A 24777-nucleotide genomic window follows, 5' to 3' on the forward strand; every position below is an offset into this window, starting at 1 on the left:
GCGGTTTTGAGGACTTTCGACGTGATTTTCCCTAGTGACTTCAGTTCACTAGGCCATAGAAAACACCGTCATGGCCCTCACGAGTCCTGACGGTATGGATCGAGACGCACGGGATCAACGGGGGCCATGTCCGTCTGGCGCACCGTCACACCGAAACACGGAGGGTCGAAAGGCGCCGAAAGGTATCGGCACCTTTTTTATTTTGTTTCAGTAGTTTGTGCCGAGTTTCGGAAATGCTGTCGAAAGGCTCTGGAAGGCCTGAATCATTCCCATTCGATGGTGCCGGGGGGTTTTGAGGTCACGTCATAGACCACGCGGTTCACGCCGCGCACCTCGTTGACGATGCGCGTGGCCGTGCGCCCCAGCACGTCCCACGGAAACTCGAAGAAGTCCGCCGTCATGCCGTCCGTGGACGTGACCGCGCGCAGGGCCAGCACCTTCTCATAGGTGCGCGCATCGCCCATGACGCCCACGGTGCGCACCGGCAGCAGCACGGCAAAGGCCTGCCATATGCGGTCATAGAGGCCCGCCTTGCGGATCTCCTCCAGATAGATGGCGTCGGCTTCCTGCAAGGTCGCGACGGCCTCGGGCGTGATCTCGCCGGGGATGCGGATGGCGAGGCCGGGACCGGGGAACGGGTGGCGGCCCACGAAGGCGTCGCTGAGGCCCAGCTCGCGGCCCAGCGCGCGCACCTCGTCCTTGAACAGCTCGCGCAGCGGCTCGACCAGCTCCAGCTTCATGAAGTCGGGCAGGCCGCCGACATTGTGATGGCTCTTGATGACCGCGCTCGGGCCGCCCGAGGCCGAGACGCTCTCGATCACGTCGGGATAGAGCGTGCCCTGGGCCAGGAAGCGCGCGCCCTCGATGCGCGCGGCTTCGCGGTCGAACACCTCGATGAAGACCCGCCCGATGGTCTTGCGCTTGGTCTCGGGGTCCGAGATGCCCGCCAGTGCGCCCAGAAACTCCGCCGAGGCGTCAACGTGGATCAGCGGGATGTTGTAGTGCTCGCGAAACAGGCTCGTGACCTGGGCCGCCTCGTCCTTGCGCAGCAGGCCGGTGTCCACGAACACGCAGGTGAGCTGGTCGCCGATCGCCTCGTGGATCAGCACCGCTGCCACCGAGGAATCGACCCCGCCGGAGAGCCCGCAGATCACCTTGGCATCGCCGACCTGGGCGCGGATCCTGGCGATCTGCTCGTCGCGATAGGCCTTCATGGTCCAGTCGCCGGTCAGGCCCGCGATCTTGTGGGTGAAGTTGCGCAGCATCTGCGAGCCGCGCGGGGTGTGCATCACCTCGGGGTGGAACTGCACGCCATAGATGCGCCGCGTCTCGTCGGCGATGGCGGCAAAGGGCGCGCCGGGTGAGGTGGCAATCACCTCGAAGCCTTCGGGAATGGCCACCACGCGGTCGCCGTGGCTCATCCACACCGGCTCGCTGTGCCCTTCCCCGCCGATGCCATCGAACAGGGGCGAGGCGCGCTCCAGCGTGATCTCGGCGCGGCCGAACTCGCGATGATGGCCGCTCTCGACGCGCCCGCCCAGCTCGGCACAGATCAGCTGCTCGCCATAGCAGATGCCCAGAATGGGCACGCCTGCGCGAAACAGGTCGGGGTGGGCGCGCGGGCTCTCGCTCTCGGTGGTCGAGGCCGGGCCGCCCGACAGGATAATGGCCTCGGGCGCCATGGCATCCAGCGCCGCCTCGGCCTTGTCGAAGGGGTGAATCTCGCAATAGACCCCCGCCTCGCGCAGGCGCCGGGCGATGAGCTGGGTCACCTGGCTGCCGAAATCGACGATCAGGACTTTCTGGTGCTCGGGCTGGTGTCCAGCCCCGGGCGCGGGCGTGCTCATGCGGGTCTCTCGAAAAGGGCGATGAAAAATCCGTCGGTGTCGGTGCGATGCGGCGACAGGCGCAGCCTATGGCCGCCGCCCGCCAGCTTCGCAAGCTGCACGCGGCCCGCCTCACTCAGCAGGTCGGTGTGCGACGCAGCCTCGATGGCGACGGGGGCGAAGTCGGGATGGGCTGCGGCAAAGGCGTCGGCGCTGGCCTCGTTCTCGCGCGACAGGATCGAACAGGTCACATAGGCCAGCCGCCCGCCCGGCTTCACCAGCCGCGCCGCGCGCGAGAGGATGTCGGTCTGCAGGCGGTGCAGACGCTCCACCTCACCTTCCGTGAGCCTCCATGCCTCCTCGGGACGCCGCCGCCAGGTGCCCGAGCCCGAGCATGGCGCATCCACCAGCACCAGATCGGCGCGGCCTTCCAGATCGTCCAGGCCCTGCCCGTCCTCACCCAGCAGGCGCAGCTCGGCCTTGACGCCTGCGCGCTCAAGGCGCGGGCGGATGTTGCCCAGGCGGCGCGGCACCACATCGCAGGCGACCAGCACGCCCTGCCCGCTCATCTGCTGGGCCAGACCGAGGGTCTTGCCTCCCCCGCCCGCGCAATAGTCCACCACCACCGCCCCGCCGAGCGACAGAGCGCCGCCCGCCAGCCAGCAGGCGATCTGGCTGCCCTCGTCCTGAATCTCGAACGCCCCGTCACGAAACCCGGCCAAGGCCTGCACATTGGGCGGCGGCTCGGCAGACAGGCGCAGACCCGTGGCCGAGAGCGTCGTGCGCCGCGGGGCCAGCCCCGCCGCTTCCAGCTCCGCCATGACGGCATCCGTGCTGCTGCGGGCCGTGTTGACCCTCAGGTCGATGGGCGCGCGCGGCTGCATCAGGGCGACGGCCTCGTGGTGCCACTCATCGCCGAAGGTCGCCTTGAGATCATCGGCCACGAAGCCGGGCAGACCGGCCTCGACCCATCCGGGCAAGGCCCCGGCAGGAGCGCTCAGACGCGCGATCTCGGCGGGCGTCAGCGGCTCAGGCCCATAGCCCTCGCCCGAAAACAGCGCCGCGATCTCGTCCAGCTCAAGCCCGTCGATCAGGGACAGCGAGCCCAGCACCAGAGCCCGCCCGCTGGCCTCGCCCATGGCCCACTCCAGCCGTGCGCGCGCGCGGATGCAGCGATAGACGCGGTCGGCGATGGCGCGCCGGTCCTTGGAGCCCGCATAGCGATTGGCCCGCCCCCAGGCCTTGAGCACGGCCTCGACGGGCTCGCGCGACGCTTTCAGCGTATCGAGAATCCGTGCTGACGCTGCCAGCCTTGCTGCCGGTGTCACGCCATCCTCATGGGGCGATCAGGCCTCATCAGGCGATCAGGCCTCATGCCCCGATCAGGCCGAACAGCGCCAGCAGCAGCATGACAATGCCCGCACTGGCCACGAACCACGCCAGCGAGCGCACCAGCGGGGTGCCCAGCGCATAGAGGATCACATGGGCCACGCGCCCGCCCAGATAGAGCTGGCACGCCAGCAGCGTCAGGGCGCTGGTGCGCTCGCTCAGCACCACCGCCACCACCAGCACGGCGAAATAGGGAAAGGTCTCCAGAAAGTTCCGGTGCGCCCGCTCAAGGCGCGCGGCCACGCCCGTGACGGGCCGGTCCCGGTCGCGCGGACCGGCGGCCCACTTCATGCCCTGCTGCATGCGCGCCGCATAGGCCGACCACATCAGGATGACGAGGCCGAGGACCACCGCCCCGCCCAGCCAGTAAAGCTCTGTCGCAATGATTTCCATCAACCCCTCTCCCCTAGCCCTGCCGATAGTTGGGTGCTTCGCGCGTGATCATCACGTCATGCACATGGCTCTCGCGCAGGCCCGCACCCGTGATCCGCACGAAGCGCGCGCGACGCCTGAATTCTGACAGATCGGCGGCACCCACATAGCCCATGGCCGCGCGCAAGCCTCCCACCAGCTGGTGAATGACCGGCGCCACCGGCCCCTTGTAGGGCGTCTGGCCCTCGATGCCCTCTGGCACCAGCTTCTGGGAGTCCGAGACTTCCTTCTGGAAGTAGCGGTCGGCCGATCCGCGCGCCATGGCACCCACCGAGCCCATGCCGCGATAGCTCTTGTAGGAACGGCCCTGATAGAGGAACACCTCGCCGGGGCTCTCGTCGGTGCCCGCGAACATCGATCCCATCATGGCCACCGAGGCACCCGCCGCCAGCGCCTTGGCCAGATCGCCTGAGTACTTGATTCCGCCATCGGCGATGACCGGCACATTGTCTGCATCGGCCGCGCGCACGGCATCGAGAATGGCGGTCAGCTGGGGCACGCCCACGCCGGCCACGATGCGCGTGGTGCATATGCTGCCCGGCCCGATGCCGACCTTGACCGCATCGGCCCCCGCATCGATCAGCGCGCGCGCGCCGTCATGGGTGGCGACATTGCCGGCGATGATCTGGACCTTGTTGTTCTCGCGCTTGAGGCGGCGCACCGCCTCGGAAACGCTGCTTGAGTGCCCGTGGGCGGTGTCGATCACCACCACGTCCACGCCCGCGTCCGCCAGAGCCAGGGAGCGCTCGAAGCCCGCATCCCCCACCGTCGAGGCAGCGCCGACGCGCAGGCGGCCCTGATCGTCCTTGGCCGCATGGGGATGCGTCTGGGCCTTTTCGATGTCCTTCATGGTGATGAGGCCGACGGCGCGATAGGCGTCATCGACCACGATCACCCGCTCGATCTTGCGCTCGCGCAGCAGGGCGCGCGCCTCGTCCTGACCGGCGCCCTCGCGCACCGTGGCGAGGTTCTCGGTGGTCATCAGCTCGCGGGCCGGGCGCTGGGCATCGCTCTCGAAGCGCATGTCGCGGTTGGTGAGCATGCCCACCAGCCGCCCGCTGGCCGGATCGACCACCGGAAAGCCCGTCACCTTGCGCCGCTCGACGATGGCGCGCACCTCGGCGAGGGTGGTGTCGGGGTTCACGGTGATCGGATTGACCACCATGCCGCTCTCATAGCGCTTGACGATGCGGACCTGCTCGGCCTGCTCCTCGATGGAGAGATTGCGGTGGATCACGCCGAGCCCCCCCGCCTGGGCCATGGCAATGGCCAGACGGCCCTCGGTCACGGTGTCCATGGCCGACGAGACCAGCGGAATGTTCAGCGAGATGTCCCGGGTCAGGCGCGTCGAGACATCCGCATCGGCGGGCATGATCTCGGACGGGCCGGGTTCGAGCAAAACATCATCGAAGGTGAGCCCTTCGCGTATCTCCATCAGGAGCCTCCGTTTTGCGAGGCGCGTATAGCCTGATCGCCCGCCCGGCGAAAGGGGTGGCGGCACACGCTGGCGCATAAAACGCACACTGCAGGCCATAAAGCACGAGAGCGTTGCAACTGCGCGCGTTCGCGCCCATTTTCGCTGCCATGGTCAGGATGCTGATGCACTCGTTCAGGGCGCTGGCGCTCAAGATCGCCAGCTATGGCGTCATGCACCTGATCGTCGCCATTCTGGTGGCCCTGGCCATCACGCGCGACTGGCGCATCGCCCTGGCCATCGGCCTGATCGAGCCGGTCGTCCAGACCATCGCCTACGCCATCCACGACCGGGCCTGGCACCGCATAGAGCGCAGGCGCATGCGCTCCAGCGTCGAGGAGACCGCCGAGGCCGTCACGGCCCGCCTCGACCTGATGGATGCGCGCGAGCAGCAGCGCGCGCACGGCCACGGGCCGCTCTATCACCATGGCCATAGCCATGCCCTGCCCACCTCGCTGAAGCAGATCGCTCTCAAGACCCTCAGCTATGGCGTGATGCATTTTGCCGTGGCGGTGGGCGTAGCCTTCGTGCTGACCGGGGGCAATCTGGCGCTGGCGCTGGCGATCGGCCTGATCGAGCCGCTGGTCCAGACCGTGTTCTTCACCGTTCACGACCGCATCTGGGCGCGCATCGAGGCCCGGCGTGCGCGCAGGCTGGCTGCGGCCTGAAGCTCGCGTCGCAGCGACCTGAGCCGCGACCACGGCCTCTTGCACGAACTGTTATTTCGATTATTCAGGAAATATGGAATCATCCGAAGCGCTCTCGGTTCTTGCGGCTCTGGGCCAGCCCACGCGCCTCGACATCTGCCGTCTGCTGCTGAGCCGCGCGCCCGAGGCCGTGGCCGCCGGCGACATCGCCACGCAGCTTGGCGTGGCGCCCAATACGCTCTCGGCCCACCTGGCTGTCGTCACCCAGGCCGGTCTGGCCACCAGCACGCGCCAGGGCCGCTCCATCCTCTACCGGGCCGAGCCCCAGCGCCTTCAAGCGCTGATCGGCTATCTGCTGTTGGACTGCTGCTCGGGCCGGCCCGACCTGTGCGGACCGCTGGTTCGCGACATCGAACCCCTCATCGCCCCTTCACCGGACTCAAGGCCATGACCGTCACCGTCTATCACAACCCCGCCTGCGGCACCTCGCGCAACACCCTGGCCCTGCTGGAGCAGCACGGCATTGCACCGCGCGTGATCGAGTACCTCAAGACACCGCCGTCGCGCGACGAGATACGCGCCTTCGTCGCCCTGTCGGGCCAGCCGCTGCGCAGCTTCCTGCGCGAGAAGGGCACGCCGTTCCACGATCTCGGCCTCGGCGACGAGACCCTGACCGATGAGGCCCTTCTGGATGCCATCGCCGCGCACCCGATCCTGCTCAACCGCCCGGTCGTCGTGACCGACACGGCGGCGGCGCTGTGCCGTCCTTCCGAGAAGGTTCTCGATCTGCTGCCCGGCGTTGCCCTGCAACCCTTCACCAAGGAAGACGGCGAGGTCGTCATCGATCAGGACGGAAAGCGGGTCGCAAAATGAGCCTCGATGCCACCGCCGCTGCCCCGCGCCGCCGCCTGTCCTTCCTCGATCGCTGGCTGACGCTGTGGATATTTGCAGCCATGGCGCTGGGCGCGGCCCTGGGCACCTTGCTTCCGGCCCTGCCCGCCTCGCTGGATGCCATGAGCGTCGGCACCACCAACATTCCCATCGCCCTTGGCCTGATCGCCATGATGTATCCGCCCCTGGCGCGGGTGAAGTACGAGGCATTGCCGCGCGTGTTCTCGGACACCCGCGTGCTCACGCTCTCGCTGGTCCAGAACTGGGTGATCGGGCCGGTGCTGATGTTCGCGCTCGCCGTGATCTTCCTGCGCGATCAGCCCGAGTACATGACCGGTGTGATCCTGATCGGCCTGGCGCGCTGCATTGCCATGGTGCTGATCTGGAACCAGCTTGCGCGCGGAGACAACCAGTATGTCGCCGGGCTGGTGGCCTTCAACTCGGTGTTCCAGATCCTGTTCTTCAGCGTCTATGCCTGGCTGTTCCTCAGTGTGCTGCCGCCCCTGTTCGGCCTTGAAGGCAGTGTGATCGACGTCGGTTTCCTGACCATTGCCGGGGCGGTGCTGACCTATCTGGGCCTGCCCTTTCTGGCGGGCTTCCTGACCCGCTACATTCTGGTGCGCCGAAAGGGCGAGGCCTGGTACGAACAGAGCTTCCTGCCGCGTATCGGGCCGGTGACGCTGATCGCCCTGCTGTTCACCATCTTTGCCATGTTCGCCCTGAAGGGTGCGGATGTTCTGGCCCTGCCGCTGGATGCCCTGCGCATCGCCATTCCGCTGACGCTCTATTTCCTCATCATGTTCGTCGTCAGCTTCGTGATGGGACGTCTGATCGCGGCGGACTATCCGCGCACCACGGCGCTGGCGTTCACGGCAGCGTCGAATAATTTCGAGCTGGCCATCGCCGTGGCCATCGCCACCTTCGGCCTCGCCTCTCCGGTCGCCTTCGCCACGGTGATCGGTCCGCTGGTCGAGGTTCCGGTGCTGATCCTGCTGGTGTCGGTGGCGCTGTGGCTGGGGCGCAGGTTGTTTCCCGACACCGTGCCGCGAGACTAGTCCGGCCTGCGCCGTCCCAGGGCCACCAGATAGACCTCGGACGAGTCCTTGCGGCTTGAGCGGGGCTTGAACGGCTTGACCTGATCGAAGCCTGCCTTGAGCTGTTCAAGCACCCCGTGGGCGTCGCCGCCCTGAAAGTTCTTGGTCACGAAGGCGCCGCCGGGCCGCAGGGTCCGCAGGGCGAATTCGGCCGCGATCTCGATCAGGCTGATGATCTTGAGGTGATCGGTCGCCCTGTGCCCGATGGTGTTGTGCGCCATGTCCGACAGCACCACGTCCGGCGCGCCGCCCAGGGCGTCGAGAAGCTGCCGGTCCACGCCCGGCTCGGTAAAATCCGCCTCGATCAGCGTGGCCCCCTCGATGGGCTCGACGGGCAGCAGGTCCACCCCGACCACCGAGGCGGCTCCACGCTTCAGCGCCACCTGCACCCAGCCGCCGGGCGCCGCGCCCAGATCGATCACCCGCACGCCGGGGCGCAACAGGTGAAAGCGGTCGTCGATCTCCATCAGCTTGAAGGCCGCGCGCGAGCGCCAGCCCTCCTTGCGTGCGCGCTCGGAATAGGGATCGGCGAGCTGGCGCTTGATCCACTGCTGCGATGACAGCGACTTGCGGTCGGCGGTCTTGATCTTCTGGCCCATGCCCCGGCCCGCCGCCGTTCCGCGCGTCGGCGGACGCACCATGCGGCGTCGCTCGGGCGGGGTCTCGTCGTCGTCCTTGGTCATACACGCTCCTGATCGGGCATTTTCCATAGCGACTGGCGGGCCAAAGGGCTATGACCGCGCCCGAACATTCGCGCATCGAGCGAACCTTCCGACTGGAGATAATGATGGCTGACACCCTGACCCTCACCCTCGACACCGGCTCTGGCACTGGCGATGTCGTGATCCGCCTGCGGCCCGATCTGGCGCCCGGCCACGTCGCGCGCATCAGCGAACTGGCCAGCGAGGGCTTTTATGACGGCGTGGTGTTCCACCGCGTGATCCCCGGCTTCATGGCCCAGGGCGGTGATCCGTCGGGCACGGGCATGGGCGGCTCGAAGAAGCCGAATCTCAAGGCCGAGTTCTCGGACGCGGCCCATGTGCGCGGCGTGTGCTCGATGGCGCGCACGTCCGATCCCAACTCGGCCAACAGCCAGTTCTTCATCTGCTTCGATGACGCCACCTTCCTCGATGGCCAGTACACCGTCTGGGGCGAAGTGAGCGAAGGCATGGAGCACGTTGACGCCCTGCCCAAGGGCGAGCCCCCGCGCGAGCCGGGCCGTATCGTCAAGGCCACGGTCGGCTGAGGCGGACGCGCACACGCATCAGGGAATCAGGGGGCGGAGGCGCGATCCTCCGCCCTTTTTCGTTCAGGCACATTCCGCATGGGCAGGGCCGAGGCCCTCAGTCGCCCGCCCACCACAGGAACTGCTGGCCCTCGAAGGTGCGGCTGCCCACGGTGAGCGTCCCGCTCAGGACCGCCGAGCGATCCCCGCCCAGGGTGCGGCGCGACTGGGCCAGCGCGCCTGCGTCGATGGTGCCCTCAAAGCGGACCGGACCCAGCTCGGGGTGCTGGCCGGCAAAGCGCACCTGCTCGCCGTTGATCAGATAGGCACCGGGCAGCACCCGCTCGCTGATGCTGGGCACCTCGGCACCCATTTCGTTGGCCATGCGCGGGCTCGACATGTCGTGGAACTCGAACATCAGGGGTGCGAAGGTCTCACTGCGCTCGCCGCCCTCAAAGGCAACGAACTCGCCCGCCCTGCCTACGAACAGGTGATGAAGCTGCCAGCGTCCCACGCTCACGGCGCTCAGCGGCATATAGAAGCCCGACACATCGGACATCAGCGTGTGGCTGTAGCCCTCCAGCGGGCCGGGCGCGTCACGCGCGGCAGGCGCATCGGGCTCGGCCTCGGGCGGGGTCGGGCGGTCACAGGACGCCAGCGTCAGGCCAAGGCCCAGCACGGCGGCGGCGGCAAGGGTGCGCAGTCTCATGCTAGAGGCTCCGTGCTCAGGGCTGCTGACCGGCCAGATGGGCATCCATGGCGCGCAGGGCGTTCCAGATGGTCTGGACCGAGGCCTCGTACCACTGCGGGTCGATGTTGGCGGCCACGTCGGTCGGCTGGTGATAGTCGGCATGGTCGTCCACGCTGAAGAAGATGAAGGGCACGCCCGCCGCGTGGAAGGCGGCCTGGTCGGACAGCATCACCCAGTTGTCGCGGCCCTGATCCTCGGGCCGGTCGCGCCCGAAGCGCAGCGTGATACCCGGCCCCGTCTCGATGGCCTCCAGCACCGGGCGCAGGCTCGGGTTCTGGTGGGTGCCCACGGCCCACAGTATGCCGTTGTCGCCGCGCGAGACCATGTCGAGATTGAGGTTCAGCGCCATGGCACTGACGCTGACCGGCGGGCTGGCGACGAAGGCGCGCGCACCCACCAGACCGCTCTCCTCGGCATCGAGCGCCACGAACAGCACCCGGTGGTGTAGCGGATGGGCGCGGATCAGGCGCGCCAGCTCCAGCATGGCGGCCACGCCCGATGCGTTGTCGTCGGCGCCGTTGAAGATCTGGCCGTCATGCACGCCAACATGGTCGTAGTGGGCGGTGATGACGATGACGCGGTCGTTGTCAGAGCGGCCGGGCAGCCATCCGGCCACGTTCACGCCCTCGCGCTCGCCGCGCCTGCGGTTGGCGGGGGCGGTGAAACCGGACTCGTAGCCGTCGCCGAACGACTGGATGCCGATCTGCTGATAGCGCGAGATGATGTATTCGCGTGCCAGCGCCGCGCCCTCGGTGCCGACCTCTCGCCCCTGCATCCGGTCATCGGCCAGTATGGTGACATCGGCCATCAGCGCCGCACCATCGACACGTGCAGGCTCGCCGAGGCCGATGGGCAGGGCCCCGGGCAGGCCGGCACAGCTGCTCAGCACCAGCGCCCCCAGCGCGCCGGCGATCGCCCTGCGGCTCAGGCCGCGCCAATGCGAAATGGTGCGTGCCGGGCTATGGTTGCGGCGGCTGGACATGGACACTTCCCCCAAGCAGATGGCTCCCGGCCTTTATTAGGGTGCCCCGGTGCGATCGTCATGCCGAAAGGGCGCCAAAGGCGCACAAATCTCTGGAACGGCGGCGCTTGGGCAGGTGTTATGAGCACTCGGGACGCGCGGCTATGGCAGTCGTATCGGCACACGCCATCGTCCATCCCGCCCACACCGGCCCCGCCATTGAGGGCCATGATCGACCGGACGGACAACGCTCCGTCCCAAGGCAAAAAGGAGAGACCATGTCGCAGGCGAGAAAACGCGATCAGGAGCTGCTGACCAAGGACGAGCTGGAGCTGACCGAGGCGGCGCGCCAGCCCGCCCTGTCGGAGATGGAGCACGACAAGCTGGTCGATCTGGCCAAGCGCCTGCGCGAACGCCGCAACCGCTCGCGCGATCTGGTCCGCTCCCAGCGCCGCAACCGCAAGGGACGCGGCGAAGGCACCCCGCCTGCGGGCGAGTCGCGCGGCGAGCGCAAGAAGGACCTGCTGGCTGCGGCCATGAAGCGCGTCAACAAGGAGCTGGACCGGCGCCGCAGCATGGCTCGCCAGGATCAGGCCGGGCTGGCGCGCAAGGCCCTGCGCCGCAAGCAGCAGGCCGAGCGGCCCCCCATTCCCACCTATCGCAATGCGCGCAAGGGCATGAGGCCCAGCCCCAATTCAAAGATCGCGCCCTCGGGCGCGCTCTCCGCCGAGGGCCAGCGCCCGGTGCTGGAGCGTTCGCGCAAGGTGCGCTAAGCACCCGGATACTTAGTTGCGCTGAGCACACGCTCACAGCGTGGACAAAGCAACGGGCAGGAGGTCGACCCTCCTGCCCGTCTTCACATCAGCGACCAAACAGATTGACCAGGATCTGGGGAGCCTGGTTGGCGATGCCCAGCGCCTGAACCCCAAGCTGCTGCTTGGTTTGCAGCGCCTGGATGCGGGCACTTTCCTTCGCCAGGTCCGCATCCACCAGATTGCCCACACCGGCCTCCAGCGTGTCCATCAGCTTCGAGACGAAGCTGGCGTGCGTCGCCAGGGCCTTGCTCTTGGTGCCCAGTCGCGCCAGCGCCGCAGAGACGTTGGCGATCGAAGCATCCACCAGCGTCAGCGACGCCGATGCGGTGGTCTGGGTGGAGATGACCTGCCCCGTGCCGAGCGTGACGATGGCGCCCGAGAGCGACATCACCTCGGCCCCGACCGTCAGGTTGGATGTTCCCGAGGCGTTGGCCAGCGCCGAGAAGCCCGGCGAGCCCGCAGCCAGAAGGTTGATCCCGTTGAACTCGGCATTCGAGACGACACTGGCGATCTGATCGCGCAGGGCCATGAAATCCTCGTTCAACGCGGCCCGGTCGGCCGTTTTCAGAGACAGATCGCTTGCAGCGAGAGCCTTCTCCTTCATCTGCAGCAAGAGGTCAGAGACCGTCTCGCCGGCGGCAATGGCCACATCAACCGCCGAAATGCCGCGATCCAGAGATTGCCGCACGGCACCAAGGGCACGGACGTCGGCACGCTGGCCCTGGGCGATAGCCCAGATGGCCCCGTTGTCCTTCGCAGATGCCACCTTCTTGCCGGTGTTGATGCGGTTCTGGGTCGATGCCAGTTCAGCATTGGTCGCGTTGAGGTTCTGGAGCGCGATCATCGCGCCCACGTTGGTGTTCACCGAGTTGTTCATCGGTCATCCTTCCATTCTGGTCGGGGGTTCTGGCGGCCGTTTTGGTCGCCGAGCGTTCTGGCTCACAGGTGCGCGAAGCAAGTTCCGGGCCGAACGGCCACGCTGCGCGCAGAGCGCCAGACAGATGATTTCACTCGATATTCAGGACAGGCACCGTGCAGCACCCGGCACGATCGGCCAGCGCGCGCCCATCGCCCGGAGGAAGGAATTGCCGGGTGATCAGGCCGCTTCGGCGCCGCCGGACAGGCCCTGCATCATCATGCGGTTGATCTCGACCAGCGGCTCGATCTCCTCCTCGCGGCGCATGACCGCAGAGGTATGGCGGCTGACCCACAGGCTCAGCGAGATGATCTGGGCGCGCACGCTCACGGGCAGGGCATTGTCGGGATCGGCACAGTCTGTGGCCAGGGCCGACCACAGGCGCCGGTTCCAGTCGAGGGCGTCCATGCGCCGGGCAGGCTCGGCGTTAGGGTCGGCGGCGGCATCCATGAGCGCGCGGGTCACCTGTCCGAACAGGCGGTACTCCGCATCGCGGGGATTTTCAGCGCGCTGGGTGGCTGTCTTGTAGGCCTGTAGCGACATTCGCCAGTCTCGACTCTTCGTATTCAACCAGTTTGCGCGCCATCATCAGCGCCTTGTAGTACTCGCGGGCCAGGACGTGCTTGGAGGTGGCCACGCAGTCGGCCTGAACCTCGGGGTTGCGCACCGCCCCCATGAACTCGGTCATGCGCCGCACGAACTCGTCGTAGAAGCGGTCGGCATTGGCCTCGTCCAGATACATCATCATCACGGGGAAATAGATGCGCCGGGCCGGGCTGTTCACGTCCTCGGCCTGCATGATGTCCTTCTCGCGCAGCACCGAAGCCTTGTTCTGGAGGATCAGGACGCCGCGCTTGTCACCGTTCTGGACGACCGCACCGTTCAGCACGAACCGTTCACCCGGCTTGAGCGACAGTTTCAGCGGCATCTTCCCCCCTTTGCGCACGGGTGTGCGGCAATCGAAAACAGGCTTAAGGCGACAGCCCGAACGCACGTTAAAGAATCGTGGTTAACCATCTCTTGTGACACCGCCTGCCAAGAGCCATCCCATGAGCACGGCTCCAGATTCAGCCCAGAGCACCCAGAACACCCCGGGCACCGATACCGGCCAGCCGGCACCTTTCGATGCGCGCAATGCCCTGCGTGACGTGCGCGGCGACGCGGCGTCCGCACGGGTGCTGGGTCAGGTCTCTCGCGCCGTGGCGGGCTCGCGTGCCACGGGCAAGGCCGCGCGCAAGGCGGCAGAGGCGCTGCGCAGCGCGCTCGTTGCCATGCGCCAGGGCGATTTCACCAATGCCTCGAGGCGCGCGCTGGACGCCCTCGGCCATGATGAGCGCAACGGCAATGCCTGGCACGTGCTGGCCATCGCCCAGGAGAAGTGCGGGCGCCTGTCCGATGCGCTGAACGCCTATGAGGCCGCACTCAAGCTGCTGCCCGACGAGACGGAGATCGCGCACAATCTGGGTCGGCTGGCCCACAGGCTTGGCTATCTGGAGATCGCCGGCAAGCTTCTCCAGCGCTATCTGGCAGCCAATCCGGGCCACGTGGAGGCGACCAACAACCTGGCCTGCGTGCTGCGCGACGAGAACCGCTACGACGAGGCCATCGAGCTTCTGCGCGCCCTCATCACCATCGATGCCGCCCAGCCGGTGCTGTGGAACACGCTTGGCACCGTGCTGACCGACCGGGGCGACATGGACGCCTCCCTGCCCTTCTTCGACGAGGCCCTGCGCCTCGATGCCGACTTTGCCAAGGCGCTCTACAACCGCGGCGTGGCGCGCATGAGCCTGGGCGATGCCGACAGCGGTGCGCAGGACATGCGCAGCGCGCTGGCCCTGACATCCGATCCGATGGAGCAGGCCACCATCCGCATGGCCCTGGCCCTGACGCTGATGGGCCGCGGCGATCTTGAGGAAGGCTTTGCCCTCTATGAGGCGCGGCTCGACCCGCAGCTTCCCGATGCGCCGACCTTCCTGTGCGAGGGCGAACGCTGGCAAGCCGATACTCCGCTCGAGGGCCGTCACCTGCTGGTGATGGGCGAGCAGGGCCTTGGCGATGAGGTGCTGTTCGCCAACATCCTGCCCGACACCCTGCGCGCTCTGGGCGAGGGCGGTCAGATGACCATCGCGCTGGAGCCGCGCCTGATGCCCCTGTTCGCACGCAGCTTTCCGTCCGCCCGGATCATCCCTCACCGCACGGTGCGCCACGAGGGGCGCATCTACAGCCACCCGATCCTGGCCGAAGATGCGCCCCGGCCCGACCTGTGGGTGCCCATGGCCAGCCTGTTCCAGCGTTTCCGCCGCCAGCCCGACCAGTTTCCGCGCGACGATGGCTATCTGACACCCGATCCGGCGCGCATCGCGCACTGGCGTGAGCAGCTTGCGGCGCTCGGCCCCGGCCCCAAGGTCGGCCTTGGCTGGCGCAGTCAGGTGACGGGCGGCTCGCGCGCGCGCCAGTATGCGGCCATCGAGGCCTGGTATCCGGTGCTGGCGACGCCGGGCGTGCACTTCGTCAACATCCAGTACGGCGACTGCACCGAAGAGCTTGAGCGCGCCCGCGCCGCCGGTCACCCGCTGTGGACCCCGCCGGGCATCAACCTCAAGGACGACCTTGAGGACGTGGCCGCCCTGTGCGTGGCGCTCGATGCGGTCATGGGGCCGTCCACGGCCACCCTGACGCTGGGCGGGGCCAGCGGAGCCAACGCCTGGTTCGTCATCACGCCCGGAAGCTGGACCCCGTTCGGCACCGACCGCATTCCGGCCTATCCCAAGGCGCGCACCTTCGTACTGCCGGCCTTCAACGCCTGGGACCAGGTGATGGGCGACATCGTCTCGGCCATCGAGTCCCTGCCCCGATAGCGCTGTTCCCTGCGGAACGGGCCGCGCCTGCGCCGCGTTCAGTCCCCACAGGACCAGACCTTATCGGGAGAGACCCATGACCGAGGCCCAGGACACCGGCAATCGCCGCCACGAAGACCTCGACCCCAACTGCCCGCCTGCGCGCACAGCCACCGAGTCCTCGCGCAACACCAAGCCAGACCAGCTGCCCGAGGAGCACCGCAAGGATGCGGAGGATCGTCAGGAGGCCCTGATCGACGAGGCGCTGGACGAATCCTTCCCGGCCTCCGATCCGCCGACCCCCAAGAACATCACCTGATCGCGCTCATTGGGGCTGCGGGCCTGTGTGAACACTGTTCATGCGCGCCGGGCTCGGCTAGGCATGACTGAAACCCCTCTCGCCTGCCCAGCTGCAAGAGCCCCATGACCAAGCCTTCTGACGCAAGCCTCACCACCCCTTCGCGCGCGCGCTTTTCCGGCACCGACCGCTATGTCGCCTCGCGCGATCTTGAGGTCGCCGTCAACGCCGCCATCGCGCTGGAACGGCCCCTGCTGATCAAGGGTGAGCCGGGCACGGGCAAGACCGTGCTGGCCTATGAGATCGCGCGCGCGCTCGATGCGCCGCTGATCACCTGGCACATCAAGTCGACCACCAAGGCCCATCAGGGGCTCTATGAATACGATGCCGTCAGCCGCCTGCGCGACAGCCAGCTGGGCGAGGCGCGCGTGCACGAGGTTCGCAACTATCTGAAGCCCGGCAAGCTTTGGGAAGCCTTCACCAGCGAGGCCCGCCCGGTCCTGCTGATCGACGAGATCGACAAGGCCGACATCGAGTTTCCCAACGACCTGCTTCAGGAACTCGACCGCATGGAGTTCTTCGTTCAGGAGACCGGCGAGACCATCCGCGCCACGACGCGCCCCATCGTCATCATCACCTCGAACAACGAGAAGGAACTGCCCGACGCCTTCCTGCGCCGCTGCTTCTTCCACTACATCCGCTTTCCCGACGAGGACACGCTCCGGGCCATCATCGAGGTCCATCATCCGGGCCTGAAGCCGCGCCTGATCAGCGAGGCGCTGCGCACCTTCCTCGCCATCCGCGAGACGCCGGGCCTGAAGAAGAAGCCCTCGACGTCCGAACTGCTCGACTGGCTCAAGCTGCTGATGGTCGATGACGTCGATCCCGAGACCCTGCGCGAGAATGCGACGGGCAAGCTGATCCCGCCGCTGCACGGTGCCCTGCTCAAGAACGAACAGGACGTGCACCTGTTCGAGCGCCTCGCCTTCCTGTCGCGCAAGGAAGGCGTGCGTTAGTCCCGGCGGCATCGCCTCCCATGGCCGGATACTGGTGTGATGTCGGCCACAAGCGGGCCGGAAGCGGATACGGGCTAACGGCGATTTCACTGGCCAGCGCCGCGTGAGCGTCACAATATGTCTCGAGGGACAATCCCTGCCGGAGCCCGATGATGTCGCCGATCTCCCGACCCTCCATGACCGTGCGCCCCGCGCGTGCAGGACTCTCTGCCATTGTCACTGTTCTGGGGGCGATCACGCTGTGCAGTGCCCTTTCGGGCTGTGACTCCGAGCGCTCGGTGCGCATCGCGACCAGCGGCACCGGCGAGGAGGCATCCGGCGGCCCCCTGCGGGTGGTCGAGACGCTGGAATGCCCCCAGACAGAAGGCGTGCTCACCCGCACCCAGACCAGTGCCGATGGCCTGTCCTGCACCTATTCCGGCCCGCGCGGCGCCAGTGTCACGCTGCGGCTGGTGCGTTTCTCCGGCGAGGCGATCGGCGCACTCGATCAGCTCGAGGGCGACGTGCGCGCCCTGACGCCGGCTGCCTATGCGCGCCTGAACGCAGGCTCGGGCACCTCGGCCTCGATCAGCGCCACCGCCGAGGGCGCCAGCGCCGAAGACGCCGCCACGCCCGCCGCCGAGCGCTCCTCGGTCCGCCTGCCGGGGCTGTCGGTGCGCACCGAGGGCGACAATGCGGTGGTGCGCCTGCCGGGAGTGTCCATCGACACCATGGGCAACGAGGCGCGCGTGCGCATCGGCGGGCTGAGCATCAATGCCAACGACGACACGGGCAGCGTCAATGTCAGCAGCGATCAGGAAGCAGTCACGGTGCTGGCGCGCGACGATGCCACCGAGATCCGCACCCGCAACCTGCAAGGCGGTGTGCGCAGCACCTACATCGTCATTGACGAGCGCGCCATCTCGCCCGAGTGGCGGCTGGTCGGCTTCGAGGCCCGCGGCCCCCTCTCCGGCCCCCTGATCGTGGCCATCGTCCAGACCCATGACAGGCGCGAGGACGAGACCTTCTCGTCGGCCAAGGCCCTGGTGACGCGCAACGTCGGCCCATAGCGCCGGCCGGGCAGCCCAGACGGCCTCATCCACGCATGTTTTGCGACGCGCCATTGATCCTGCGCGCCATCATCCACGCATGTTTTGGCGTCGCGCCATTGATCTTGCGCGCCGCTTGGGCCAGTTCCATGGGCCGCCCCAATGCCGGAGAGCCCGCCTTGTCCACCCCTGCCCGCCCCAAGTCCAAGCCCGCCGCGCCCGTCCGCGCCTGGCAGAGGATGCTGTCCGGGCGGCGTCTCGACCTGCTCGATCCCTCGCCCATGGACATCGAGATCGAGGACATCGCCCACGGCCTGGCCCGCGTGGCGCGCTGGAACGGCCAGACGACCGGCGATCATCCCTTCTCGGTCGCCCAGCACAGCCTGATCGTCGAGCGGATCGTGTGCCACATTCGCCCCGAGCTGGAAACGAAGTGGAAGCTGGCCGCCCTGATCCACGATGCCTCCGAATATGTGATCGGCGACATGATCTCGCCGTTCAAGTCGGCCCTTGGCTTCAGCTACAAGGACTTCGAGGCCCGCCTGGAAGGTGCCATCCATGTGCGCTTCGGCCTGCCCCCCAAGAACCCCGTCGAGATCAAGAAGCTGATCAAGAAGGCCGATCGCGCCTGCGCCTTCTTCGAGGCCACCCAGCTGGCCGGTTTTGGGCGCGAGGAGTCGCTGAAATTGTTCGGCGCACCGCCCGCAGGCCTCGACATCCACCTTGAGCCCGAACCCACCTCGGTCGCCCAGCGCGCCTATCTGGCCCGTTTCCACGAGCTGATGGGGATCTACGCGCGCGAACAGGCCCGGGTGCCGGTCAGTCAGGCGCTGCGGGCACGGCGCGTCGCGGCCTCTCCTGCCGGGCGGCGCTGAGCATGGCCGGCGGCGCGCAGGGCGTTCTGATCGGCCTGTCTGCCGTGGTCATCACCCTGTCCCGGGGCGAGGCGTGCGTGCTCACCACCGGAGGCAGCGACAGCGGCATCGGCCTGCCGTTCGGCCCGTTCGATCCGGGCGGACACCGCACCTTCGAGCTGGCCCTGCGAAACTTCGTGACCGAGCAGACCGGCTTTTCGCTCGGCTATGTCGAACAGCTCTACACCTTTGGTGATGCCGGTCGCGAGGCCCCGCGCGCGGCCCTGCGCGGTGAGGATGCGGGGCCGGGGGGCGAGCCCGTTCGCGTGGTTTCGGTCGGCTATCTCGCCCTGACGCGCCTGGCCGAAGGCGTGGGCGGCGAGGGCGTGAACTGGTCGCGCGTGCTCGACTTCTTCCCGTGGGAGGATTTTCGCAACGGCCGCCCGGCGGTGATCGACAGCGTGATCGCGCCCGGCCTGTCGGCATGGATCGATGCGGCGCCCGATGCACCCACCCTACAGGCCCGCCGCGCGCGTGCCGACAGCCTGTTCGCCCTGCACGGCGCGGTGCGCTGGCGCGAGGAGCAGGTGCTGGAGCGCTATCAGCTTCTCTATGAGGCGGGGCTGGTGTTCGAAAGCCGCCGTGACAACGCCCTTGGCACCGGTGCCGAGCCGCCGCAGCTGGGCCGGGCCATGATCTCCGATCACCGCCGCATCCTCGCCACGGCCCTGGGGCGCCTGCGCGGCAAGCTGAAGTATCGTCCCATCCTGTTCGAGCTGACGCCCGAGCTTTTCACCCTCTCCCAGCTCCAGTCCGCCGCCGAGGCCATTGTCGGCATGGCCTTGCACAAGCAGAACTTTCGCCGCGGCGTGGAGCGGACGGGGCTGGTGACGGCGACGGGACGCATGGCCACGGCCACGGGCGGCCGGCCGGCCGAGCTGTTCACCTATCGGGGCCAGGATCCCATGGCGGCGCAGGCCCTGGGCCTGCCCCTGCCGGGCCTGCGTCAGGACGGCGCGTGAGGGGGCGAAAAAGCCGCGCCCATGCTCTTGCGCGGCCAGGGTCTTCGCACTAGGTTCCGCCTCCTTCGAGACCACGCCCTCAAGGCATGCGGAGAGGTGGCTGAGTGGTCGAAAGTACCGCACTCGAAATGCGGCGTACGTGGAAGCGTACCGTGGGTTCGAATCCCACCCTCTCCGCCACTTTCAAGTTGCGAACCTGCCATGAGGTCCCAGTGCGGGGCTTTTTTCTTTTTATCTCAAAGGAGTTTGGCGGCTGGGTCCGCCCTGCGGAGACTGCTGCCACGGCCGATATTGGTCTCTGAACGGCCCGTGTCTCTCTTCGAGCGCCCTGCCGGAAAATCAGGGCGGCATCGAAATTCATCGGGTTTTCAGTCAATTGAGCAAGCACTCATGCTGGCGCGTTGTCGCGGATATGAGCGCCAGGCTGACGCGCGGAGACACTCGGGGGCGGCGAAGCTCTGCGGCTCGATGCGCGGATGTGCGCGTTCAGACGGGCAGACCGTTGGCTGCGCATCGGAAGTCTCTGATGACAAAAGGACTTCTCCCCTCTAGCCTGGCGCAATGTCAAACGGGCCTTGGACGGATGAAGAGAACGACCTGATCGTCGCGGATTACTTCGCGATGCTGGCCGATGACATCGCCGGGCGCCGTTACAGCAAAACGGAGCATCGCCGGACGCTCCTGCCGCTGCTCAACGATCGTTCGGAAGGATCGGTCGAGTTCAAGCACCAGAACATCAGTGCGGTGCTGAAGGGGCTCGGCGAGGACTGGATCCCCGGCTACAAACCAGCGTTTAATTTCCAGATGACGCTGGTCGATGCGGTGGCGCGCTGGCTCGCGTTCCATCCCGACTGGCTCGGCCGGATGCCGGGCCTGCGTCCGGTCACCGGTCTACAGGAGGCCGCGCAGCTCTGGATCGGCCCACCGCCCACGCTGTCCAACCAGCCACCGCCGCAAGAGCTCGAGCAGATGCTGCACATCGCCCGCAAATTCGATGTTGCGGGCCGAGACGAGCGCAACCGCGCTCTCGGTCGCGCAGGCGAAGAACGTGTGCTGGCGCATGAGCGGGCTTCGCTTCAGGCCGTGGGGCGGGAGGATCTGGCGCGGAAGGTACGCTGGGTGTCGGAAGAGGATGGTGACGGCGCAGGTTATGATATCGAGAGCTTTGCACCGGATGGGCTGTCTCGCCTGATCGAGGTGAAGACGACGAACGGATGGGAGCGCACGCCGTTCCTGATCACCCGCAATGAACTGGCCGTGGCCGAGGAACGCCGGTCGGAATGGCGCCTGTTCCGGCTCTGGAACTTCTCGCGCGAGCCGAAGGCGTTCGAACTCCACCCGCCGCTCGATGCCCATGTCGCTCTGACCGCGACGACGTTTCAGGCGAGCTTTCACTGACGATCAGCCGAATACCTTCTTTGCCTGCTCCGGCCACGGTGCGGCAGTTGCTTCCACGAGGGATATGAGGCTGACCGCCGGAGACTCCCGGCCGCAGGTCAGGCGTTTGAGGACCGTGGGCGACAGATAGGCCAATCGCAACTGGCGACTGACATGCCGCTCTGCCAGACCGACAGTCTTGGCGAGATCATGGACGGTGGCGAACTCTCCGGCTTCCATGCGGCGGCGCCAGTTCCACGCCCGGCCGATCGCGCGCAGGACGTGAGGATCGGGAGTACGGTCCTCGCTCGGGCGATAGTCCACCGGCGGCAGGAGCTTCGGCCGCCCGTTCTTCTTTCGCACCTTCAGCGGGATCAGCACCCTGATCGTGTCATTGGCTTGTGTCATTACTCAGCAGCCTCCATGCGAGCGGGTGCGATCATCTCGCGGATGACTCCACCGATTCCCTCGGCCCGGACATCGACCGCGAGCCCGTCAGCGGTCACGGTGACGCGCCGGACGAGCAACTGGATGATCCGCGCCTGTTCCGCAGGAAAGAGCTGGTTCCAGAGCGCGTCGAAATCGTTCAACGCAGCAATGACCTCAGCTTCTCGAACCTGCAGGCCGCCCTGCCGCAAGGCGTCGAGAACCTTCGTCACCACCTCGGGCGTCTGCACGATACGACGGACTTCCGTCACCACTGCGTCTTCGATCATGCCTGCCGGAAGGCGCGACGGCACATCGGATTCGCTATCCTCGCGGTTCCGGATCACATCCATCGAGACATAGTAGCGGTAGAGCTTGGTTCCCTTGCGCGTGGCAGTCGGCGTCATGGCTGCGCCAGTTTCGCTGAAGATCAGGCCCTTGAGCAGTGCGGGCATCTGCATCCGGCTGTTGTTTGCGCGCTTGCGCGGGCTCTCCTGCAAAATGGCGTGGACGCGGTTCCAGAGCTCGGCATCGATGATGGCTTCATGCTCGCCGGGATATGCTTTCCCCTTGTGGGCGGCTTCACCTCGATACACGCGGTTATTCAGCAAACGGTAGAGATAGCCCTTGTCGACCAGCGTCCCCTGCTTGTTTCGGAACCCCTGCGCACGCAGTTCACGGGCCAGCGTCGTCGCCGAGCCGAGTTCGACGAAGCGTTCGAAGATGCGGCGCACCGCGGCAGCCTCGGCCGCGTTGACCACCAGCTTGCGATCCTGAACATCGTAGCCGAACGGCACGTAGCCGCCCATCCAGATCCCGCGCTTCCGGGACGCGGCCACCTTGTCGCGGATCCGCTCGCCGATCACCTCGCGCTCGAACTGGGCGAAGCTGAGCAGGATGTTCAGCGTGAGCCGCCCCATGGACGTGGTGGTGTTGAATGACTGGGTGACGCTCATGAACGTCACTTCGTTCCGGTCGAACACCTCGACCAACTTCGAGAAATCCATCAGCGAGCGCGAGAGCCGGTCGATCTTGTAAACGACCACGACGTCGACAAGCCCGTCCTCGATGTCGGCGAGCAGCCGTTTCAGCGCCGGGCGGTCGAGGGTGCCACCGGAGAAGCCGCCGTCGTCATATCGCTCTCGGATCGTGGCCCAGCCCTCCGACCTCTGGCTGGCGACATAGGCCTCGCAGGATTCGCGCTGGGCATCGAGGCTGTTGAATTCCATGTCGAGCCCTTCCTCGCTCGACTTCCGGGTGTAGATGGCGCAACGGAGGCGGCGTTTCGGGTTGACCATGCCCTCCATCAGGCACCCTCCCGCTCACGCAGGCCGAAGAAGCGGTAACCATTCCAGCGGGTACCGGTGATCTCCCGAGCCACGGCAGAAAGAGAGCGGAACCTTCGGCCCTGCCATTCGAACCCGTCGTTCATGACCGTCACGGTGTGCTCGGTCCCGTTCCATTCACGAACGAGGCGGGTTCCCACGACCGGATTGCGCGGATCGACGATCTGGTTCTTGCCGCGTCCGATGCCTTCGATCTCGTCCGCCAACAGATCGAGCATTCGCCTGGTGTCACGGTCGGGGCCGCCGTAGGCCAGCTCCTGGATCCGATGTCCGATGCGCAGTTCGAGAAAGGCACGGCTGTTGTTCGGAGCCGCGCCGCCAAACAGAGTCTGCCAATCTGCCTTCAGCTCCTTGACCGATTTGGCCTTCAGCGCGGTCAGCCGGGCGAGCACCGTTCGGTCGACCTCGGCATTCTTGCCGGGGACTTGCGCCATCATCCTCTTGTCATGCTTCATGAATCCCTCCGATGCGGATGCGTTTTCCGCGACGAGCACCGCTCTTTCGGGGGCGGAAGTCCACAAAACAGTCTCCGGGGTCGGCAGATAAAGAACTTGCCTTCCCTGTCTCAAGCCGAACTACGCCAGCGGCCAGAATCCGGCCGATCTCGGCGAGTCGGTCCCCAGGCGACATGCGCTCCGGACTCAGGGGATTGGCGCCCGCGAGCGGGCTGTCGAAATGGCTGGACATGGTGATGGTTCGCGATCTGGATGCTACCAAAACCGTATCGCGAAATCATAAAAACACAAGTATTTCAATATATTGTGGACATTCAGCCCTGCTTCGCACGCCCGCGAAAATCTGCGCGACATGGATCGCGCGAGAATCATCCCAACGAGCGGAGCAATCAGCGAGCCCGACGAATCAGTCTGCGCGCCCGCCCATGAACCTGTCGTAGGTATCGGGCGCTGCTTCCTCATCGAGATCGGCCATTTCCCATCTCGATGGTGCATGGTCGGGATAGAGCAGCAGGGAGATCGCCATCTCGTTGCTCGGAGAAAACACCGTCATCTCCCGGACCGGTTCGGTGCCGAGCCATACGCCTGGCGCGTGCAGGACACCGTGCCGCCCGGTATCCGCATCGACTTCCCGCGCCGCCAGCGACCCGGCCGGCAATGCGATCACGGTCTGGCGGGCAGCGTAGTAGATCCGAGACCGGATGAGCGGGCCGCTGGACCACGCCCAGTCGATGAAGCCGTCCTTGCTGACGACGATCATCGCCCGCTTGTCGGTGATGGTGAGCCATTTGAGGATCGCGGCGGTGAGCGATACCGCGTAACGATCGGCAAGCTCGGTCATGGTGTCGATGTCGACGTCCCGCCCCCTGATTTGCGCTCGGAAATCGTCGAGCGGCATCAGAAGGTAGGACGCGAAGGTGTTGGCCTCCGCCTCGATGGTACCGCGCTCGGCGCTCCAGTCGGCCATGTTGCGGCTCGAGCACTGAAGTCCGCGGGGATGAGCGTGGCGGTGCAGCAGATAGTGGCCGAGCTCATGGGCCAGCGTGAAATTCCGCCGGCCGGGCGACCTGATCGCGTCATTGTAGACGATCCCCCATTCGCCCGAGCCGTTCGGATGTGGCAGCAACATGCCCTCGACGCCCTTCGACAGCGCGGTTCCCTCCACCATGGTGATCGGTGCGTCCGGGAAAACCTGCTGCGAAAAGTCCTTGGCGACCGTTGCCACGTCGATCGGGAAGCGCGGCAGGCCATGGGCCTGATGGACGGCGGAGATCAATTGCGTGAGGCGGATCGCCCAGCCTTGCGGGGTCGTCGGGAAGCTCAATCCTTCTTCCCCCAGAGATCGATCATCTGACTGATCTTTTCCTGATCCTCGGTGGTCAGCTTGCTGAACCTGCGAAAGAAGGCTTCCTTCAGCACTTCGTCACCCGGTTCGGCGCTGTCATCGAGGAGATAGTCGGTGGTGACGGACAGGGCCTGCGCGATGCGGGTCAGCTTTTCCGCCGATGGTTTTCGTGTGTCGCGGTTTTCGAGCTCCCATATGTAGCTCTTGCTGGAGTCCGTCAGGTCGGCGAGCTTGTCGAGGGAGTAGCCCTTTTCCTGCCGATGGCGCTTGATCTTGGCGCCGAGGGACGTGGTCATCTGATCTTCCTTGCATGCCTTCATGGATGGAATGGCGTGTTCGGTATGCCGAACAA

General features: G+C 66.6%; 28 protein-coding genes and 1 tRNA gene. 14 read left to right on the forward strand and 15 right to left on the reverse strand.

Annotated elements, in window-relative coordinates:
- Window positions 1-263: 263 nt before the first annotated feature.
- The 4 genes from guaA to guaB are packed head-to-tail and all read right to left on the reverse strand — an operon-like array spanning window position 264 to window position 5082.
- Window positions 264-1847: a glutamine-hydrolyzing GMP synthase gene (guaA, locus tag ACK4E3_RS02820; RefSeq protein WP_409696060.1), complete on the reverse strand. Its 1584-nt coding sequence runs from the start codon at window positions 1845-1847 to the stop codon at window positions 264-266.
- Window positions 1844-3154, reverse strand: a complete 1311-nt coding sequence (locus ACK4E3_RS02825) for an RsmB/NOP family class I SAM-dependent RNA methyltransferase (protein ID WP_409696063.1) — start codon at window positions 3152-3154, stop codon at window positions 1844-1846. Before ACK4E3_RS02825 ends, guaA begins: the two co-directional genes overlap by 4 nt.
- Window positions 3155-3197: 43 nt before the next feature.
- Window positions 3198-3608: an MAPEG family protein gene (locus ACK4E3_RS02830; RefSeq protein ID WP_409696066.1), complete on the reverse strand. Its 411-nt coding sequence runs from the start codon at window positions 3606-3608 to the stop codon at window positions 3198-3200.
- A 13-nt stretch (window positions 3609-3621) separates the two neighbouring features.
- On the reverse strand, window positions 3622-5082 hold the full coding sequence (gene guaB / locus ACK4E3_RS02835) for an IMP dehydrogenase (RefSeq protein WP_409696070.1): 1461 nt from the start codon (window positions 5080-5082) through the stop codon (window positions 3622-3624).
- Between the two features lie 113 nt (window positions 5083-5195).
- Here guaB and ACK4E3_RS02840 point away from each other — a divergent pair, with 113 nt between their 5' ends.
- From ACK4E3_RS02840 to arsB, 4 genes are all read left to right on the forward strand, one after another.
- Window positions 5196-5789 carry a DUF2061 domain-containing protein gene (locus ACK4E3_RS02840; protein ID WP_409696073.1) on the forward strand — a complete coding sequence of 198 codons (594 nt, stop codon included), beginning with the start codon at window positions 5196-5198 and terminating at the stop codon, window positions 5787-5789.
- 73 nt (window positions 5790-5862) lie between these two features.
- Entirely contained in the window at window positions 5863-6219 is a 357-nt protein-coding gene (locus tag ACK4E3_RS02845; protein WP_409696076.1) for an ArsR/SmtB family transcription factor, read from the forward strand.
- Window positions 6216-6641 (forward strand): arsenate reductase (glutaredoxin), encoded by a 426-nt coding sequence (gene arsC, locus ACK4E3_RS02850; RefSeq protein ID WP_409696079.1) that lies wholly within the window; start codon window positions 6216-6218, stop codon window positions 6639-6641. The genes ACK4E3_RS02845 and arsC overlap by 4 nt, the downstream gene beginning before the upstream one ends.
- A complete protein-coding gene (arsB, locus tag ACK4E3_RS02855; protein WP_409696082.1) occupies window positions 6638-7714 on the forward strand; it encodes an ACR3 family arsenite efflux transporter in 1077 nt (358 codons plus the stop codon). The genes arsC and arsB overlap by 4 nt, the downstream gene beginning before the upstream one ends.
- Here arsB and ACK4E3_RS02860 read toward each other — a convergent pair.
- Window positions 7711-8436: an RlmE family RNA methyltransferase gene (locus tag ACK4E3_RS02860; RefSeq protein ID WP_409696085.1), complete on the reverse strand. Its 726-nt coding sequence runs from the start codon at window positions 8434-8436 to the stop codon at window positions 7711-7713. The genes arsB and ACK4E3_RS02860 overlap by 4 nt on opposite strands.
- 104 nt (window positions 8437-8540) lie before the next feature.
- Between ACK4E3_RS02860 and ACK4E3_RS02865 the strand changes: the two genes are divergently transcribed.
- The gene (locus tag ACK4E3_RS02865) at window positions 8541-8999 is read left to right on the forward strand and encodes a peptidylprolyl isomerase (RefSeq protein WP_409696088.1); all 459 of its coding nucleotides are present in this window, start codon (window positions 8541-8543) and stop codon (window positions 8997-8999) included.
- 97 nt (window positions 9000-9096) lie between these two features.
- On the opposite strand, the gene ACK4E3_RS02870 is transcribed toward ACK4E3_RS02865, so the two are convergent.
- Both ACK4E3_RS02870 and ACK4E3_RS02875 read right to left on the reverse strand, forming a co-directional pair.
- A complete protein-coding gene (locus ACK4E3_RS02870) occupies window positions 9097-9687 on the reverse strand; it encodes a hypothetical protein (RefSeq protein ID WP_409696091.1) in 591 nt (196 codons plus the stop codon).
- A gap of 16 nt (window positions 9688-9703) precedes the next feature.
- On the reverse strand, window positions 9704-10711 hold the full coding sequence (locus ACK4E3_RS02875; RefSeq protein ID WP_409696094.1) for a M20/M25/M40 family metallo-hydrolase: 1008 nt from the start codon (window positions 10709-10711) through the stop codon (window positions 9704-9706).
- 257 nt (window positions 10712-10968) lie between these two features.
- On the opposite strand from ACK4E3_RS02875, the gene ACK4E3_RS02880 reads away from it, so the two are divergent.
- Window positions 10969-11463: a hypothetical protein gene (locus tag ACK4E3_RS02880; protein WP_409696097.1), complete on the forward strand. Its 495-nt coding sequence runs from the start codon at window positions 10969-10971 to the stop codon at window positions 11461-11463.
- An 88-nt stretch (window positions 11464-11551) separates the two neighbouring features.
- On the opposite strand, the gene ACK4E3_RS02885 is transcribed toward ACK4E3_RS02880, so the two are convergent.
- From ACK4E3_RS02885 to flbT, 3 genes are all read right to left on the reverse strand, one after another.
- A complete protein-coding gene (locus ACK4E3_RS02885; RefSeq protein WP_409696100.1) occupies window positions 11552-12382 on the reverse strand; it encodes a flagellin in 831 nt (276 codons plus the stop codon).
- A 219-nt stretch (window positions 12383-12601) separates the two neighbouring features.
- Window positions 12602-12964: a flagellar biosynthesis regulator FlaF gene (gene flaF, locus ACK4E3_RS02890; protein WP_409696103.1), complete on the reverse strand. Its 363-nt coding sequence runs from the start codon at window positions 12962-12964 to the stop codon at window positions 12602-12604.
- Entirely contained in the window at window positions 12924-13349 is a 426-nt protein-coding gene (gene flbT / locus ACK4E3_RS02895) for a flagellar biosynthesis repressor FlbT (protein ID WP_409696106.1), read from the reverse strand. The genes flaF and flbT overlap by 41 nt, the downstream gene beginning before the upstream one ends.
- A 121-nt stretch (window positions 13350-13470) precedes the next feature.
- Between flbT and ACK4E3_RS02900 the strand changes: the two genes are divergently transcribed.
- From ACK4E3_RS02900 to ACK4E3_RS02935, 8 genes are all read left to right on the forward strand, one after another.
- Window positions 13471-15279 (forward strand): tetratricopeptide repeat protein, encoded by a 1809-nt coding sequence (locus ACK4E3_RS02900; RefSeq protein WP_409696109.1) that lies wholly within the window; start codon window positions 13471-13473, stop codon window positions 15277-15279.
- A 76-nt stretch (window positions 15280-15355) separates the two neighbouring features.
- Window positions 15356-15577: a hypothetical protein gene (locus tag ACK4E3_RS02905; RefSeq protein WP_409696112.1), complete on the forward strand. Its 222-nt coding sequence runs from the start codon at window positions 15356-15358 to the stop codon at window positions 15575-15577.
- 104 nt (window positions 15578-15681) lie between these two features.
- A complete protein-coding gene (locus ACK4E3_RS02910) occupies window positions 15682-16572 on the forward strand; it encodes an AAA family ATPase (RefSeq protein ID WP_409696115.1) in 891 nt (296 codons plus the stop codon).
- Window positions 16573-16724: 152 nt separating this feature from the next.
- Window positions 16725-17621 carry a methyltransferase type 11 gene (locus tag ACK4E3_RS02915; protein WP_409696118.1) on the forward strand — a complete coding sequence of 299 codons (897 nt, stop codon included), beginning with the start codon at window positions 16725-16727 and terminating at the stop codon, window positions 17619-17621.
- A gap of 218 nt (window positions 17622-17839) precedes the next feature.
- Complete coding sequence (locus ACK4E3_RS02920) at window positions 17840-18475, forward strand: HD family hydrolase (RefSeq protein WP_409701034.1); 636 nt, start codon at window positions 17840-17842, stop codon at window positions 18473-18475.
- Between the two features lie 2 nt (window positions 18476-18477).
- Window positions 18478-19476, forward strand: a complete 999-nt coding sequence (locus ACK4E3_RS02925) for an NUDIX hydrolase (protein WP_409696121.1) — start codon at window positions 18478-18480, stop codon at window positions 19474-19476.
- A gap of 90 nt (window positions 19477-19566) precedes the next feature.
- Window positions 19567-19656: transfer RNA gene (locus ACK4E3_RS02930), tRNA-Ser, on the forward strand.
- Between the two features lie 381 nt (window positions 19657-20037).
- The gene (locus ACK4E3_RS02935) at window positions 20038-20874 is read left to right on the forward strand and encodes a DUF3883 domain-containing protein (protein WP_409696124.1); all 837 of its coding nucleotides are present in this window, start codon (window positions 20038-20040) and stop codon (window positions 20872-20874) included.
- Between the two features lie 3 nt (window positions 20875-20877).
- Here the strand turns inward: ACK4E3_RS02935 and ACK4E3_RS02940 are convergent, their stop codons facing one another.
- From ACK4E3_RS02940 to ACK4E3_RS02960, 5 genes are all read right to left on the reverse strand, one after another.
- Window positions 20878-21261, reverse strand: coding sequence for a hypothetical protein (locus ACK4E3_RS02940; RefSeq protein ID WP_409696127.1), 384 nt, complete (start codon window positions 21259-21261; stop codon window positions 20878-20880).
- The gene (locus ACK4E3_RS02945) at window positions 21261-22586 is read right to left on the reverse strand and encodes a recombinase family protein (protein WP_409696130.1); all 1326 of its coding nucleotides are present in this window, start codon (window positions 22584-22586) and stop codon (window positions 21261-21263) included. Before ACK4E3_RS02945 ends, ACK4E3_RS02940 begins: the two co-directional genes overlap by 1 nt.
- A complete protein-coding gene (locus ACK4E3_RS02950) occupies window positions 22586-23080 on the reverse strand; it encodes a DUF2924 domain-containing protein (protein WP_409696133.1) in 495 nt (164 codons plus the stop codon). The genes ACK4E3_RS02945 and ACK4E3_RS02950 overlap by 1 nt, the downstream gene beginning before the upstream one ends.
- A 406-nt stretch (window positions 23081-23486) precedes the next feature.
- Complete coding sequence (locus tag ACK4E3_RS02955) at window positions 23487-24404, reverse strand: ImmA/IrrE family metallo-endopeptidase (RefSeq protein WP_409696136.1); 918 nt, start codon at window positions 24402-24404, stop codon at window positions 23487-23489.
- Window positions 24401-24721 (reverse strand): helix-turn-helix domain-containing protein, encoded by a 321-nt coding sequence (locus tag ACK4E3_RS02960; RefSeq protein ID WP_306412644.1) that lies wholly within the window; start codon window positions 24719-24721, stop codon window positions 24401-24403. Before ACK4E3_RS02960 ends, ACK4E3_RS02955 begins: the two co-directional genes overlap by 4 nt.
- Window positions 24722-24777: the final 56 nt, after the last annotated feature.

The organism is Brevundimonas sp., from assembly GCF_046299595.1.
Lineage (GTDB): Bacteria > Pseudomonadota > Alphaproteobacteria > Caulobacterales > Caulobacteraceae > Brevundimonas.

Excerpts from the sequence above, each read along its gene's own strand:
- arsB (WP_409696082.1), top strand. The coding sequence starts at position 6,638 with ATGAGCCTCGATGCCACCGCCGCTGCCCCGCGCCGCCGCCTGTCCTTC.
- ACK4E3_RS02945 (WP_409696130.1), bottom strand. The coding sequence starts at position 22,586 with ATGGAGGGCATGGTCAACCCGAAACGCCGCCTCCGTTGCGCCATCTAC.
- ACK4E3_RS02950 (WP_409696133.1), bottom strand. The coding sequence starts at position 23,080 with ATGAAGCATGACAAGAGGATGATGGCGCAAGTCCCCGGCAAGAATGCC.
- ACK4E3_RS02870 (WP_409696091.1), bottom strand. The coding sequence starts at position 9,687 with ATGAGACTGCGCACCCTTGCCGCCGCCGCCGTGCTGGGCCTTGGCCTG.
- ACK4E3_RS02875 (WP_409696094.1), bottom strand. The coding sequence starts at position 10,711 with ATGTCCAGCCGCCGCAACCATAGCCCGGCACGCACCATTTCGCATTGG.
- ACK4E3_RS02865 (WP_409696088.1), top strand. The coding sequence starts at position 8,541 with ATGGCTGACACCCTGACCCTCACCCTCGACACCGGCTCTGGCACTGGC.
- ACK4E3_RS02925 (WP_409696121.1), top strand. The coding sequence starts at position 18,478 with ATGGCCGGCGGCGCGCAGGGCGTTCTGATCGGCCTGTCTGCCGTGGTC.
- ACK4E3_RS02960 (WP_306412644.1), bottom strand. The coding sequence starts at position 24,721 with ATGACCACGTCCCTCGGCGCCAAGATCAAGCGCCATCGGCAGGAAAAG.
- guaA (WP_409696060.1), bottom strand. The coding sequence starts at position 1,847 with ATGAGCACGCCCGCGCCCGGGGCTGGACACCAGCCCGAGCACCAGAAA.
- ACK4E3_RS02880 (WP_409696097.1), top strand. The coding sequence starts at position 10,969 with ATGTCGCAGGCGAGAAAACGCGATCAGGAGCTGCTGACCAAGGACGAG.
- ACK4E3_RS02920 (WP_409701034.1), top strand. The coding sequence starts at position 17,840 with ATGCTGTCCGGGCGGCGTCTCGACCTGCTCGATCCCTCGCCCATGGAC.
- ACK4E3_RS02910 (WP_409696115.1), top strand. The coding sequence starts at position 15,682 with ATGACCAAGCCTTCTGACGCAAGCCTCACCACCCCTTCGCGCGCGCGC.
- ACK4E3_RS02845 (WP_409696076.1), top strand. The coding sequence starts at position 5,863 with ATGGAATCATCCGAAGCGCTCTCGGTTCTTGCGGCTCTGGGCCAGCCC.
- flbT (WP_409696106.1), bottom strand. The coding sequence starts at position 13,349 with ATGCCGCTGAAACTGTCGCTCAAGCCGGGTGAACGGTTCGTGCTGAAC.
- ACK4E3_RS02905 (WP_409696112.1), top strand. The coding sequence starts at position 15,356 with ATGACCGAGGCCCAGGACACCGGCAATCGCCGCCACGAAGACCTCGAC.
- ACK4E3_RS02940 (WP_409696127.1), bottom strand. The coding sequence starts at position 21,261 with ATGACACAAGCCAATGACACGATCAGGGTGCTGATCCCGCTGAAGGTG.
- ACK4E3_RS02885 (WP_409696100.1), bottom strand. The coding sequence starts at position 12,382 with ATGAACAACTCGGTGAACACCAACGTGGGCGCGATGATCGCGCTCCAG.
- flaF (WP_409696103.1), bottom strand. The coding sequence starts at position 12,964 with ATGTCGCTACAGGCCTACAAGACAGCCACCCAGCGCGCTGAAAATCCC.
- ACK4E3_RS02935 (WP_409696124.1), top strand. The coding sequence starts at position 20,038 with ATGTCAAACGGGCCTTGGACGGATGAAGAGAACGACCTGATCGTCGCG.
- ACK4E3_RS02900 (WP_409696109.1), top strand. The coding sequence starts at position 13,471 with ATGAGCACGGCTCCAGATTCAGCCCAGAGCACCCAGAACACCCCGGGC.
- ACK4E3_RS02860 (WP_409696085.1), bottom strand. The coding sequence starts at position 8,436 with ATGACCAAGGACGACGACGAGACCCCGCCCGAGCGACGCCGCATGGTG.
- guaB (WP_409696070.1), bottom strand. The coding sequence starts at position 5,082 with ATGGAGATACGCGAAGGGCTCACCTTCGATGATGTTTTGCTCGAACCC.
- ACK4E3_RS02830 (WP_409696066.1), bottom strand. The coding sequence starts at position 3,608 with ATGGAAATCATTGCGACAGAGCTTTACTGGCTGGGCGGGGCGGTGGTC.
- ACK4E3_RS02915 (WP_409696118.1), top strand. The coding sequence starts at position 16,725 with ATGTCGCCGATCTCCCGACCCTCCATGACCGTGCGCCCCGCGCGTGCA.
- arsC (WP_409696079.1), top strand. The coding sequence starts at position 6,216 with ATGACCGTCACCGTCTATCACAACCCCGCCTGCGGCACCTCGCGCAAC.